Source organism: Cellulomonas sp. EB106-03-03-XG116 (genome assembly GCF_058792015.1).
The window spans coordinates 1-12815 of the sequence record NZ_JBYTEP010000007.1; the positions used below are offsets into that span (position 1 = coordinate 1).

The window sequence follows — 12815 nt, forward strand, 5'->3', positions numbered from 1 at the left end:
CCGCGGCGGCGGGCGGCCTGCGCCCGGTCGCGCGCCTGCTGGCCGACGCCGTCGACCGGTTCGCGGACCCCGCGGCGCTGGTCCGGCTGCTGGCCGCGGCGCGGGCGTCGACCGACCTGCCGAGCCGGCGGCTCGCGCTGCTGGCGTCATGGTCGCTCGCGGAGAACGACGCGGACCTCGGGGCCTCCATCGGGTACGCCGAGGAGGCGTACCACCTCGCCGTCGGCACGGACGACCCGTGGACCGCGGTCATGGCCGCGGTGTCGCTCGCAGGCGCGTACAGCCAGAGCCTGCGGCCCCGGGAGGCGATGGACTGGCTGACCGCGGCGCGCACGGCCCTCGCGGCCCCGCAGATCACCCACCGCGACCTGATGGTCCAGGCGTTCGAGGACAGCCTGGAGCAGGTCTACGGCGTGACCCTGCTGAGCCTGGGCGAGTGGGACGAGGCGGAGCGGGTCTTCGAGGACGTCGCCCGCGCGACCACCGACGTGCGCGACGCGGAGGTGATGTCCGGCCTCGGGCTCGCGGAGGCCGAGCGCGGGCGCGGCGAGGTGGACCGCGGGCTGGCCCGGTACCGGGCGCTGCTGGCGCGCGCCGCGTCGCGGGGGAGCTCCGGTCCGTGGGTGCTGGTCGCGGTCGGGGCGGCGCTCGCGGCGCACGTGCTGGAGGGCCGGGCGGACGAGCCGGCGATCCGCGAGGCCGTGCGCGCGATCCGCGAGGACGACCTCACCGGCCGGGCGGGGTTCACCGACCGGCCGGTGCTCGGCACGCTGCTGACCGGGGTCGGGTCGTGGCGGGTCGCCGTGGCGCCCGAGGACCCGGGCGGCCTGGAGCTGCTGGCGCTGGCCGAGCGCATCGGCGCCCGGCAGGACTTCCCGTGCGGGGTGCTGGCGCCGCACCTGGCGCTCGCGGCCGCCCGGTACGGCGAGGCCGCTGTGGCGCGCGCGCGGGCCGGGGCCGCGGCGCTGGGGCACGGGGACGACGTGCTCCGCGCCCTCGCGCTGCTGCGCGCGGCGGGGGTGGGGGCGGCCTAGACCCGGCCCGTCCTCACCCCCCGCCGTCGCCCGACGCCGCGGCCCGGCGCCGGTCAGGCGCGGCGCATGTACGCCCGCACGGTCAGCGGCGCGAACACCGCCACCACGACCGCGGCCCCGAGCAGCGCCCAGCCCGCGTCCGCCGTGATCCCGTTGCCGACCGTCAGGTCCCGCGCGGCCGTCACCAGGTGCGACACCGGGTTCACGTCGACGAACGACCTCAGCCACCCGGGCAGGGTGTCCGCGGGGACGAACGCGTTGGACGCGAAGGTCAGCGGGAACAGCACGATCATCGAGATGCCCTGCACCGACGACGCGGACCGGGCGATCACGCCGAAGAACGCGAAGATCCAGGACAGCGCCCAGGCGCTGACGATCACCAGCAGCCCCGCCGTGACCACGCCGACGGCGCCGCCGTCCGGCCGCCAGCCCATGATCAGGCCCATCACCATCGTCAGCGTGGTGGCGATGAGGTAGCGGATGGTGTCGGCGAGCAGCGCGCCGGCCAGCGGGGCGATCCGGGCGATCGGCAGCGACCGGAACCGGTCGAAGACGCCCTTGTCCATGTCCTCGCGGAGCTGCACGCCGGTGACGACGGACGTCGTGATGACCGTCTGCACCAGGATGCCGGGGATGAAGAACGGCAGGTAGGACTGCACGTCGCCGGCGATCGCCCCGCCGAAGATGTACGTGAACATCAGCGTGAACAGGATCGGCTGCAGGGTCACGTCGAACAGCTGCTCGGGGGTCCGGCGGACCTTGAGCAGCCCGCGCCAGCCCATCGAGAACGACTGCCGGACGGTCGCGCCGAGGGTGACGCGGTTGCTGGCCGCGCGGGCCAGGGCCTGCGGGTCGACGACCGGGCGCGCCGGTCGGGTCGGGGTGAGCGTGGTCATGCGCGGGCCTCCTCGAGGTCGCGGTCGGCGGCGTCCTCGGCCGGCGCGGGCGCCGCGGAGGCGTGCCCGGTCAGCGTCAGGAACACCTCGTCGAGCGTGGGCTCCTGCACGGCGATGTCGTGCAGCGGGATGCCGGCGGAGCGCAGGGCGACCAGCAGGTCGCCGGCGGAGTCGGCGGTGGGGACCGGCGCGGAGAGCCGGCCGTCGGGCGCGCGGGTCGGCTCGACGCCGAGCACGGAGCGGGCGATCCGCAGCGCCTCGGGCTCGTCGGCCGGCTCGGCCAGGCCGATCTGCAGCCGCGAGGTGCCGACGGACGCCTTGAGCTCCGCGCCGGTGCCCTCGGCCACGAGCTGCCCGCGGTCGATGACGGCGATCCGGTCGGCCAGCTGGTCGGCCTCGTCGAGGTACTGGGTGGTGAGCAGGACGGTGGACCCGCCGGCGACGAGGCGGCGCACGGTGTCCCACATCTGCAGGCGGGTGCGCGGGTCGAGGCCGGTGGTCGGCTCGTCCAGGAAGATCAGCGGCGGCTGCGCGATGAGCGAGGCGGCCAGGTCGAGGCGCCGGCGCATGCCGCCGGAGAAGTTCTTCAGCGGGCGCGCGGCGGCCTCGGCCAGCCCGAACTCGTCGAGCAGCGCCGCGGACGTGCGGCGGGCGTCCGCGCGGGACAGGCCGAGCAGCCGCGCGAACAGCACGAGGTTCTCGGTCGCGGACAGGCTCTCGTCGACCGAGGCGTACTGGCCGGTGACGCCGATCAGCGAGCGCACGGCCTGCGCCTCGCGGGCGACGTCCCGGCCGAACACGGTGGCCGTGCCGGCGTCCGGGCGCAGCAGCGTCGCGAGCATGCGGATGGTGGTGGTCTTGCCGGCGCCGTTCGGGCCGAGGAAGCCGTACACGGCCCCGGTCCGGATCTGCAGGTCGATGCCGTCGACCGCGCGGTTGTCGCCGAAGGTCTTGACGAGCCCGCGGGCCTCGACGGCCCACGTGCTGCCGCCCGTGGATGTGGTCATGGTGGTGGTCCTCCCTGGTTGACGCGGACCACCCTCCGCCGCGACGCTCACACGGCGCTCACGTCCCGCTGACACCGCGCGTTTCGGCCGTGTGAACTCTTGCGCGGCACCGTGGCGCCGCCGGCGGCGGGCTGCGACAGTACCGACTGGGTCGACCGACCCACAGCGAGCCCGGCGACGAGGAGCACCACCATCGACCAGCCCGTGCGCCCCGTGGCCGTCGTCACCGGCGCCTCCTCCGGGATCGGCGCCGAGTTCGCGCGGCGGTTCGCCGCCCGGGGCTACGACCTGGTCCTCGTGGCCCGCCGCGCCGACCGGCTGGCCGAGGTGGCCGCCGGGCTCGAGGCCGAGCACGGCGCGCGCTCGACCGTGCTGACCGCGGACCTGACCGACCCGGGGGCGCCGGCCGCGCTCGCCGCCGCGCTCGCGGGGCGGGGGCTGCTGGTCGACGCGCTGGTCAACGCCGCCGGGTTCGGCACCTACGGGCCGTTCCACGCCGCGGACCCGGAGCGGGTGGCGGACGAGGTCCAGGTCAACGTCACGGCCCTCACGCTGCTGTCCCGGCTGCTGCTGCCGGACCTGCTGGCGTCGCGCCGCGGGATCCTGGTCAACGTCGCGAGCACGGCCGCCTACCAGCCGGGTCCGTCGCTCGCGGTGTACGCGGCGACCAAGGCGTACGTGCGCTCGCTGACCGAGGCGGTCTGGCAGGAGCACCGCGGCTCGCGGCTGCGCGTGCTGGCCCTCGCGCCCGGACCCGCCGAGACGGAGTTCTTCGCGGTCGCGGGGTCGGACCGGTTCCGCGTCGGCCAGGTCCTGCCGGTCCCGCAGATCGTGGACGTCGCGTTCCGCGCCCTCGACCGCCGGGACCCGCCGCCGTCGGTGGTCGCGGGCCTGCGGAACCGCGTGACCGCGGCCCTCGCGGGCGCGCTGCCGCGCCGCCTCGTGCTCGGCGTCGCCGGCCGCCTGACCGGGGGCGAGTGACGTGCGCCGGATGGCGGTCGAGCAGCGGCGGCGCGAGCTGGTCGACGCGGCGGTGCGGGTGATCGCGCGGGACGGGGTCGCCGCCGCCACCACGCGCGCGATCGTGGCGGAGGCCGGGATGTCGCTGGCGAGCCTGCACTACGCGTTCCCGTCGCGGGACCACCTGCTGGAGGCGGTGATCGCCGAGGTCACCGCGCAGGAGCGCCGCGCGGCGGAGGTGGGGCTGCTGCCGCTCGCGGCGGGGCTGCACGCCGGGGCCGCGACGCCCCCGCGGCTCGAGGACGTCGTCGCCGAGGGGCTGCAGCGGTACGTCGACCTGCTGGTCGAGCGCCCGGAGCGGGAGCAGGCGCTGTTCGAGCTCGCGCTGTACGCCATGCGGACCCCGGGGCAGCGCGCGGCGCTCGTCGCGCAGTACGCCGTCTACCAGGAGTCGGCCCGGGCCACCCTGGCGGCCGCCGCGCTCGCGGCGCGGAGCCGGTGGACGGTGCCGCTCGACCGGGCGGCGCGGGCGCTGGTCATGGCGACCGAGGGCCTGACGACCGTCTGGCTCGCGGACCGGGACACCGACGCCGCCCGGGAGACCGCCCGGTTCGCGGCCGGTGCGCTGGCGGCGCTCGCGGAGCCGGTGCCGGGCGAGCCGACGCCCGTCGGCGCCGCCGCGGGGACCGGGACCGCGGCGGGGACCGAGGAGGACGCCCGTGCTCACTGACACCGATCCGCGTGCCGCGGCGTACGTGAACCTGTACGCCGTGCTCGGCACCCTGCCCGAGCTGGTGCGCCGCGTCCCGGAGGCCCGCGAGCTGCTCGCCGCCAACCCGCGGCCGGTGACCGTCGCGTTCGTCGTCCGCGGCGGCCCGCGCGGCGTGCTCGCGTTCCGCGACGGGGCGGTGCGCGTCGTGCCGGACCGCTCGGTCGCCACCGTCGTGCTGCCGTTCGCCTCCCCGGCCGCGTTCAACCGGGTCGTCGACGGGACGGCGCAGCCCGTCCCGGTCACCGGCCTGCACCGCGCGGGGTTCCTGCTCCGGGTGCTCGCGCCGCTCACCGCGCTGCTCGCCCGGTACCTGCGGCCCTCCGACGAGGACCTCGCCGACCCGGCGTTCCGCGCCACGAGCACGGCGCTCGCGCTGCACGTCGCCGCGGCCGCGGCCGCCCAGCTCGGGAACGAGGACCGCGCCGGCCGGTTCAGCGCCGCGCACGTCGTCGACGGGGACGTCGCGCTCGAGGTCGACGGCGTGCTCGCCTGGACCCTGCGGGCGCGCGACCACCGCCTGACCTTCCTGGCCGAGCCGTCGCCGCGGCCCCGGGCGGCCCTCACGTTCGCCGACCTCGAGGTGGCCGGGGCCCTGCTCGCCGGCCGGGTCAGCGCGCTCGCCTGCATCGGCGACGGCCGGATGGCCATGCGCGGCACCATCTCGATGGTCGACAACGTCAACCGCATCCTCGACCGCGTCGGCCAGTACCTGGGGGAGTGACCATGACCACCACCGCACCGCGGACCCCGACCACCCCGTACACCTACGCCCGCAGCCGGGAGGCGTTCGAGCGCGCCCTGCGGGTCGTCCCGTCCGGGATCTACGGCCACCAGGGGCCCGCGGAGGGCTGCTACGTCCCGACGTCCGCCTACCCGCTGTTCTCGCAGCGCGCGGAGGGCACCCGGTTCTGGGACGTCGACGGCAACGAGTACATCGACTACATGTGCGGCTACGGCCCCAACGTGCTCGGCTACGGCGACCCCGACGTGCGCGCCGCCGCCGACGCGCAGGCGCGCCTGGAGGACGTCGTCACCATCCCGTCGACGGTGATGGTCGACTTCGCCGAGCTCCTGGTGGACACGGTCGCGAGCGCCGACTGGGCGTTCTTCGCCAAGAACGGCGGCGACACCACGACGCTCGCGGTGATGACGGCCCGCGCGGCCACCCGGCGCAAGAAGATCGTGTTCTTCGAGGGCTTCTACCACGGGGTCGCGCCCTGGACGCAGAAGCTCGACCACCCCGGGGTGCTCGAGGAGGACGTCGCGCACGCCGTGTACGCGCCGTGGGACGACCTCGCCGCGCTCGAGCGGCTGCTGTCCGAGCACCGCGGCGAGGTCGCGGGCCTGATCGCGCAGCCGTACCTGCACGGCAACTTCGCCGACAACCGGCTGCCGAGCCCGGGGTTCTGGGCGGGGGTCCGCCGGCTGTGCGACGAGCACGGCGTGGTGCTGATCGTCGACGACGTCCGCGCGGGGTTCCGGCTGGACCTGGCCGGGTCGGACCACCACTTCGGGTTCCGGGCCGACCTCATCTGCTTCTGCAAGGCGCTCGCCAACGGCTACAACGTGTCGGCGCTGTGCGGCCGCGACTCGCTCAAGGACGTGGTGAGCAGCCTGACGTACACGGGCTCGTACTGGATGAGCGCCGTGCCGTTCGCCGCGGGCATCGCCACGCTCACCAAGCTGCGCGAGCTGGACGCGCCCGCGCTGTTCGACCGGCTGGGCACCGAGCTCACCACGGGGCTGGTCGCCGCCGCGGCCGACCACGGGATGACGCTCGTGGCCTCCGGGGCGCCGGCGCTGTTCTACCTGCGGGTCGCCGACGACGACTCGCTGATGCTGCACCAGGAGTGGGTCGCCGAGTGCGTGCGGCGCGGCGTCTTCCTCACCTCGCACCACAACCACTTCATCAACGCGGCCCTGACCGGCGCGGACATCGCGCGGACCGTCGAGGTCGCCCACGAGGCGTTCGGCGTCGTCCGGGCGCGGCACCCCGAGCTCGGCTAGGCACGACGGCACCGCCCGCACCAGGGCACCACCCGCACCAGGCACCACCCAGCACCACGGCACCACCCAGCACCACCGGCACCACCACCAGACGGCCCGAGGGCGCGCCGCCGGCGACGACGACGGACGACGACGGGCGGGGCGATGGACGGCACGGGGACGGGCGCGCGCACGGCGCGGGTCGCGGTCGGGGCGGCGTACGCCGCGCAGGGCTTCGGCTACGCGACGGTGGTCACCGCGCTGCCGGCGTTCAAGGAGCGGCAGGGCATCGACGACACCGCGGTCTCGCTGGTGGTCCTGCTGGTGTGCGTGGCGGCCGCGGCCGGGTCGATCGCCGCCGAGCGGCTGGCCACGCGGCACGGCAGCCGGGCGGCGCTGCTCGCGGGCCTCGCGGCGCAGGCCGTCGCGCTGCCGGTGGTGGCGGTGTCGACGCCGGCGGTGCCGTTCGTGGCCGGGTTCGCGCTGTACGGGCTCGGGCTCGGGACGGTGGACGCCGCGGCGGGGATCCAGGGCGTGCTGGTCCAGCGGCGGTACGGGCGGCCGGTGATGTCCGGGTTCTTCGCCTGCTACACCGCGGCGGCGGTCGTGGGCGCCCTCGCGATGTCCGCCCTGGTCGGAGCGGCGGGAGTCCCGGGCGCGGCCGGCGCCCTGGTCGCGGCCGCCGCGGTGCTCGCCGGGGCGGCGCTGCTCGGGCGGTCGCGGCTGGTGCCGGTCGACCTGGCGCTCGCGGGCGGCGCGACGCCGGCCGCGCCCGCGGCCCCCCGTGGGCCCCTGCCCACCCGGGGCATCTGGGTGCTCGGCGCCGTCGTCCTGGCGGCGTTCGTCGCCGACTCGGCCGTCAGCACCTGGAGCGCCGTCTACCTGCACGACGTCCTGCTCGCGTCGGCGGCCGCCGCCCCGCTCGGCTACGCCGCCTACCAGGCGGCGGTCCTCGTGACCCGGCTCGCCGGGGACCGCCTCGTCGCCCGGCTCGGCCGCGCCGCGCTCGTGGTGACCGGCGCGGCGGCCGGGACGGCGGGGCTGCTCCTGGTCGCCCTGGTGCCGGCCGTCGGCGTCGCGGTCGCCGGGTTCGCGGTCGTGGGGGTCGCCGTCGGCGTGCTGGTCCCGCTCGCGTTCTCGGCGGCCGGCGACCTCGACCCTGCCCGCACGGACGAGGTGGTGGCGCGCGTGAACCTGTTCAACTACGCCGGCGCGGTGCTCGGCGCGGTCGCGGTCGGGCTGCTCGCCGACGGGCCGGGGCTGGCGCTCGGGTTCCTGCTGCCCGCCGTCCTGGTGGCGCCGGTGGCGGCCACCGCGCGCTCGCTCGCGCGTGGCGACGACGCGGCGGCGCGCGTGGGCGCACACTGAGGGCACCCGAGTCGAGGAGGCCTCCCGTGCTGACCAGCGTGCACCCGTTCCTGTGGTTCGACACCCAGGCCGAGCAGGCCGCCGCGCTCTACACGTCGCTGATCCCGAACTCGTCGGTGACGTCGACCCGCCGGTACCCCGACGGCGCGCCCGACGGCCTGGCGGGGACGGTGATGTCCGTGTCGTTCGAGCTCGACGGCCTGCCGGTCGAGGCGCTGAACGCGGGCCCGCAGTTCCGGTTCACCGAGGCGTTCTCGTTCTTCGTGTCGGTCGACACCCAGGACGAGGTCGACCGGCTGTGGGACGGGCTGATCGCGGGCGGCGGCGAGCCGTCGCAGTGCGGGTGGCTCAAGGATCCGTACGGCCTGTCCTGGCAGATCGTGCCGCGCGTGCTCGGCGAGCTCCTGGGCGACCCGGACCCCGCGCGCGCCCAGCGGGCGATGCAGGCGATGCTCGCGATGCAGAGGCTCGACGTGGCGGCGCTCCGCGCGGCGGCCGACGGCTGACCGGCCCCCGCCGACCTACCCTGGGGCGGTGACCGACACCGCCTCCACCCCCGGCCGGCGCGGACGCGTGACGATGCAGGTGCGGTGGTCGGACGTCGACCTGTTCGCGCACGTCAACAACGCCGCCTACCTCCGGTTCCTCGACGACGCCCGGTTCGCCCTCTTCCCGTCGATGGGCGTCGACCCGGCGGGCCGGCCCACCGACTCGCTGCTGGTCGTCGTGAAGCACGAGATCGAGTACCTGGCGCCGCTGCCGTTCCGGCCCGAGCCCATCGCCGTGGACGTGTGGGTGCCGCGCACCGGCCGGTCGTCGGTCGACTTCGGGTACGAGGTGCTGGACGTGGCGGGCCGGGACGGCGCCGATCCGGTCGTCTACCTGCGCGCCCGGTCCCGGATGGTGCAGCTCGACCGCGGGACGCACCAGCCGCGGCCGTTCGCGCCCGACGAGCGCGCGGTGTTCGAGACGTACCCCGGCGAGGCACCGGTCCTGCACGGCTGGTGACCGCGGGCGGCGGACCTCAGCCCGCGGGCGTCATCCCGAGCGCCGCGGCCAGCGTCCGCGTCACCCCGTTGCGGGTGTTCGCCGGCACGACGTACCGGGCCCGCGCCCGGACGTCCGGGTGCGCGTTGTCCATCGCGCACGACCAGCGGGCGCCGTCGAGCAGCCCGGCGTCGTTGAGGTAGTCGCCGAACGCCATCGTCTGCTCCGGCGTGACGCCGAGCCGGTCCTGCACCCGGCGCAGGGCGTGGCCCTTGTCCGCCGCGGGGCTCATCACGTCGATCCAGTGCTGCCCCGACACCACGACGCGCAGCCGGCCGGCGAGGTCGTCGAACGCGGGCGCGGTGACCTCCTCGACGGACCCGAAGTCGAAGACGGCGACCTTCAGCACCACGTCGTCCACCGCCGTGACGTCGGGGACCTCGACCAGGCGCGCGTAGTGCCGGCCCGCGTGCTCGGCGAACGCGTCGCCCACCCGCTCGATGTACGCGGCGCGCTGCCCGCACAGCACCAGGCCGACGTCGGCGCCCCGCCCGGCCAGGGCGCGCACCCGGTCGACGACCTCCGGCACGGCCTCGGCGGGCAGCGGGTCCGTCGACAGCGCCTGCTCGTGCTGCACGACGTAGGAGCCGTTCTCGGCGATGAACACGAGGTCGTCGCCGCGCGCGCCGAACAGCTCCCGGAGGTTCGCGTACTGCCGCCCGCTGGCCGGGGCGAACGCGATCCCGCGCCGCTCGAGCTCGTCCAGCACCGGCCAGAACGTGTCCGGCACCCGGCCGTGCCCGTCGAGGAGCGAGCCGTCCATGTCGGACACGACGAGGCGCACCTCGTCGACGTCGGGCAGGGCGGGCGGGTCGAGGACGGGCTCGGTGGTCGTCGCGGCGGGCATGCGCCCAGTCTCGCAGCCGCGCCGGGGTCCTCCGTCCGGGTGACGCGGCACCCAGCCCGCGCACAGCCGGGTCACGGGGACCGGCCGCACCGGATACGGTCGTCGGGCACCGAGCCGCGCCGCGCGGCCGGCGCGCAGGGGGCGCGGCGACGTCGCGCACGCGTGCCGCGCCGTCGACGGCCGGCTCCCCACGATCGAGGAGTCCCGCTATGCGCGTCACGCGCGGCATCGCCGCCCTGTCCCTGACGGCCGTCGCCGTCCTGGGCCTGTCCGCCTGTTCCTCCGACGCGGGCGAGAAGGCCGACAAGCCCGCCGCCGGCGCCGAGGCGTCCGCCCCGGCCGAGGAGGTCGCCGAGACCGGGTCCGACTTCGACCTCACGAAGGACGACTTCGTCGAGCGCGTGACCGCCGCGGCCCAGGCCGCCGGCACCGTCACCATGGACATGACCACCACGGGCTCCGGCGTCACGCAGACCGCCTCGGGCGTCATCCGCTACACCGACGGCGCGCAGGACCTGGCGATGACGATGGAGGTCCCGGGCGCCGGCACCATCGACTTCACGATGGTCGGCGGCGTCGTCTACATGCAGATGCCGGAGCTCACGGGCGACAAGTACCTGCAGATCGACCCGGCCGACACCAGCAACCCGCTCTCGCAGTCGTTCGCCGGCATGGAGGGCCAGTTCGACCCGACCGGCACGCTCGCCGGTCTCGGCGATGCGGTGAAGTCGTTCGAGAAGGTCGGCGAGCCGCAGGAGGTGGGCGGCGCCCTCGCGCAGGAGTACGCCGTGGTCATCGACTCGGCCGCGCTGTCCGACCCGGCCGTCGCCGAGGAGCTCGCCGCCGCGGGCACGTCCCTGCCGCCCGAGCTGACCTACAGCTACTGGATCGACGCCGACGACCAGATGCGCCGCGTGACCACCGAGGTCGCGGGCGTCAGCACGGACGTCACCTTCTCGGGCTGGGGCGAGCCGGTCGAGATCACGGCGCCGGCCGCGGACCAGCTCACCGACATGAGCAGCCTCGGGTTCTGAGCACCCCGCTCCGGCGACGGGCCGGGCACGCCTCCGCGGCGTGCCCGGCCCGTCGCCTGTGAGGCACACCTCGAGCGTTCGCCCGGCCGATCCGCTCAGGGCGCTGCCGCCCGGGCCGATCCGGACGTCGGCAGGGCGGGCGATCGGAGGTCGGCGGATGGGTGCGGTGGCGGACGGGCGGAACCGGTGGAGCGGGCTCCGGGCGAAGGTCCTGGGGGTCGCGGCGATCGGCGTGGCGACGGCCGTGGTGGCCGGGGTCGGGTCGCAGGTGTTCCTGGGCCGGGTCTCGGCGGCGAACGAGCGGCTGGCCGGGCTCCAGGAGGTGTCGACCGAGGTCGGCGAGGTCCGGACGATGAACGCCGACGTGTCGGGCTGGCAGGTGGCGTACGCGTGGGACACCCGCCGGATCGGCGGCCCGGAGGCGGTCGCGGCGGACAGCCCGAACCGCGCGGGCTACCTCGACTCGGTGCAGCGGCTCCGGGCGGCGCTCGACGCCGTCGACACCGACGGGCTGACGGCCGACGAGGCGGCGACCTTCGAGCGGGTCGCCACGCTCTGGGAGGACTTCTTCGCGGTCGACGACCAGGTGGTCGCCGCGTACCAGGAGGGCACCCCCGAGGCGCTGGACGCGGGCGACGCGCTCGTGACCGGCGACGGCTACGACGTCTACTACGCGATCGGCGACGCGACCACGGAGCTGCTCGGCTCGCTGGGCGACCGCACCGTGCAGGCGACCGAGGACGCCGCGTCGGCCGCGGCGACCGGCCGCGTCGTCACCGCGGTGCTGCTCGTCGCGGGCGTGGTCGCGGCGCTGCTCGCGGGGCTGCGGGTGTCCGGCAGCATGGCCCGCGCGGCGTCCCGGGTGCGGGCGTCCGTCGAGGCGATGGCGACCGGCGACCTGACCCGGGAGCCGGGCGTCCGGTCGCGCGACGAGCTCGGCGAGATGGCGACGGCGCTGGCCTCGGCGCAGACCAGCCTGCGCGCCACGATGGCCGGGGTCGTGGAGACCTCGCAGGCGGTGGCGGCCGCGGCCGAGGAGCTGTCGGCGGCGTCGTCCCAGGTCGCGTCGGGGTCCGACGAGACCTCGGCCCAGGCGGGCGTGGTCGCCGCGGCGGCCGAGCAGGTGTCCCGGAACGTGCAGACCGTGGCGGCGGGCGCCGAGGAGATGGGGGCGTCGATCCGGGAGATCGCGCAGAACGCCGCTCACGCCGCGAAGGTCGCCGGCCAGGCCACGGACGCGGCGACGGTCACGAACGAGCAGGTCGCCCGCCTCGGGGCGTCGTCCCAGGAGATCGGGAACGTCGTCAAGGTGATCACCTCGATCGCGGAGCAGACCAACCTGCTCGCGCTGAACGCCACCATCGAGGCCGCGCGCGCCGGCGAGGCCGGCAAGGGCTTCGCGGTGGTGGCCGGCGAGGTGAAGGAGCTCGCCCAGGAGACCGCGAAGGCGACCGAGGACATCGCGCGCCGGGTCGAGGCCATCCAGGGCGACACCGCCGGCGCCGTCGCGGCGATCGGCGAGATCGCCGAGATCGTCGCGAGCATCAACGACTACCAGCTCACCATCGCGAGCGCGGTGGAGGAGCAGACCGCCACGACGACGGAGATGTCCCGCTCGGTCGCGGAGGCCGCGACGGGGTCCGGCGAGATCGCGGTGAACATCACCGGGGTGGCGTCGGCGACGGCGACGTCCTCGCAGACGCTGGGGCAGATGGGCGACGCGATCCACGAGCTCGCGCGCATGTCCGAGGACCTGCGCGGCCGGGTGGCGCGGTTCACGTACTGACGCCGGTCGGGCGTGGCCGTCACGCCAGGGGCGAACACGGGACGCCCGACGCACCCCCCGCCGTTAGCATCGAACAAC

General features: G+C 76.1%; 13 protein-coding genes. 10 read left to right on the plus strand and 3 right to left on the minus strand.

All coding sequences use genetic code 11. From position 1 onward, the window contains the following. Positions 1-1034: hypothetical protein (locus AC3WUG_RS04745; protein WP_492326597.1), on the plus strand; the 1034-nt coding region annotated here is incomplete at its 5' end. A 53-nt stretch (positions 1035-1087) separates the two neighbouring features. Here AC3WUG_RS04745 and AC3WUG_RS04750 read toward each other — a convergent pair. Then, positions 1088-1930, minus strand: coding sequence for an ABC transporter permease (locus AC3WUG_RS04750; RefSeq protein ID WP_492326598.1), 843 nt, complete (start codon positions 1928-1930; stop codon positions 1088-1090). Beyond that, entirely contained in the window at positions 1927-2937 is a 1011-nt protein-coding gene (locus AC3WUG_RS04755) for an ATP-binding cassette domain-containing protein (protein ID WP_492326599.1), read from the minus strand. Before AC3WUG_RS04755 ends, AC3WUG_RS04750 begins: the two co-directional genes overlap by 4 nt. Positions 2938-3141: 204 nt before the next feature. Here AC3WUG_RS04755 and AC3WUG_RS04760 point away from each other — a divergent pair, with 204 nt between their 5' ends. The 7 genes from AC3WUG_RS04760 to AC3WUG_RS04790 all read left to right on the plus strand — a co-directional run bounded on the left by AC3WUG_RS04760 (position 3142) and on the right by AC3WUG_RS04790 (position 9031). Then, positions 3142-3918, plus strand: a complete 777-nt coding sequence (locus tag AC3WUG_RS04760) for an SDR family NAD(P)-dependent oxidoreductase (protein WP_492326600.1) — start codon at positions 3142-3144, stop codon at positions 3916-3918. 10 nt (positions 3919-3928) lie between these two features. Beyond that, positions 3929-4627 carry a TetR/AcrR family transcriptional regulator gene (locus AC3WUG_RS04765; RefSeq protein WP_492326601.1) on the plus strand — a complete coding sequence of 233 codons (699 nt, stop codon included), beginning with the start codon at positions 3929-3931 and terminating at the stop codon, positions 4625-4627. Then, positions 4617-5390, plus strand: coding sequence for a hypothetical protein (locus AC3WUG_RS04770; RefSeq protein ID WP_492326602.1), 774 nt, complete (start codon positions 4617-4619; stop codon positions 5388-5390). Before AC3WUG_RS04765 ends, AC3WUG_RS04770 begins: the two co-directional genes overlap by 11 nt. Before the next feature lie 2 nt (positions 5391-5392). Then, positions 5393-6676 carry an aminotransferase class III-fold pyridoxal phosphate-dependent enzyme gene (locus AC3WUG_RS04775; RefSeq protein ID WP_492326603.1) on the plus strand — a complete coding sequence of 428 codons (1284 nt, stop codon included), beginning with the start codon at positions 5393-5395 and terminating at the stop codon, positions 6674-6676. 144 nt (positions 6677-6820) lie between these two features. Further along, a complete protein-coding gene (locus AC3WUG_RS04780; RefSeq protein ID WP_492326604.1) occupies positions 6821-8023 on the plus strand; it encodes an MFS transporter in 1203 nt (400 codons plus the stop codon). 26 nt (positions 8024-8049) lie between these two features. Continuing rightward, positions 8050-8529 carry a VOC family protein gene (locus AC3WUG_RS04785; protein ID WP_492326605.1) on the plus strand — a complete coding sequence of 160 codons (480 nt, stop codon included), beginning with the start codon at positions 8050-8052 and terminating at the stop codon, positions 8527-8529. 28 nt (positions 8530-8557) lie between these two features. After that, positions 8558-9031 (plus strand): acyl-CoA thioesterase, encoded by a 474-nt coding sequence (locus AC3WUG_RS04790; protein ID WP_492326606.1) that lies wholly within the window; start codon positions 8558-8560, stop codon positions 9029-9031. Between the two features lie 16 nt (positions 9032-9047). On the opposite strand, the gene AC3WUG_RS04795 is transcribed toward AC3WUG_RS04790, so the two are convergent. Next, complete coding sequence (locus AC3WUG_RS04795; RefSeq protein WP_492326607.1) at positions 9048-9917, minus strand: Cof-type HAD-IIB family hydrolase; 870 nt, start codon at positions 9915-9917, stop codon at positions 9048-9050. Positions 9918-10126: 209 nt separating this feature from the next. Between AC3WUG_RS04795 and AC3WUG_RS04800 the strand changes: the two genes are divergently transcribed. Together AC3WUG_RS04800 and AC3WUG_RS04805 are read left to right on the plus strand one after the other, a co-directional pair. Further along, positions 10127-10951: an SCO4651 family lipoprotein gene (locus AC3WUG_RS04800; RefSeq protein ID WP_492326608.1), complete on the plus strand. Its 825-nt coding sequence runs from the start codon at positions 10127-10129 to the stop codon at positions 10949-10951. 166 nt (positions 10952-11117) lie between these two features. Continuing rightward, on the plus strand, positions 11118-12737 hold the full coding sequence (locus AC3WUG_RS04805) for a methyl-accepting chemotaxis protein (RefSeq protein WP_492326609.1): 1620 nt from the start codon (positions 11118-11120) through the stop codon (positions 12735-12737). Positions 12738-12815 lie beyond the last annotated feature (78 nt).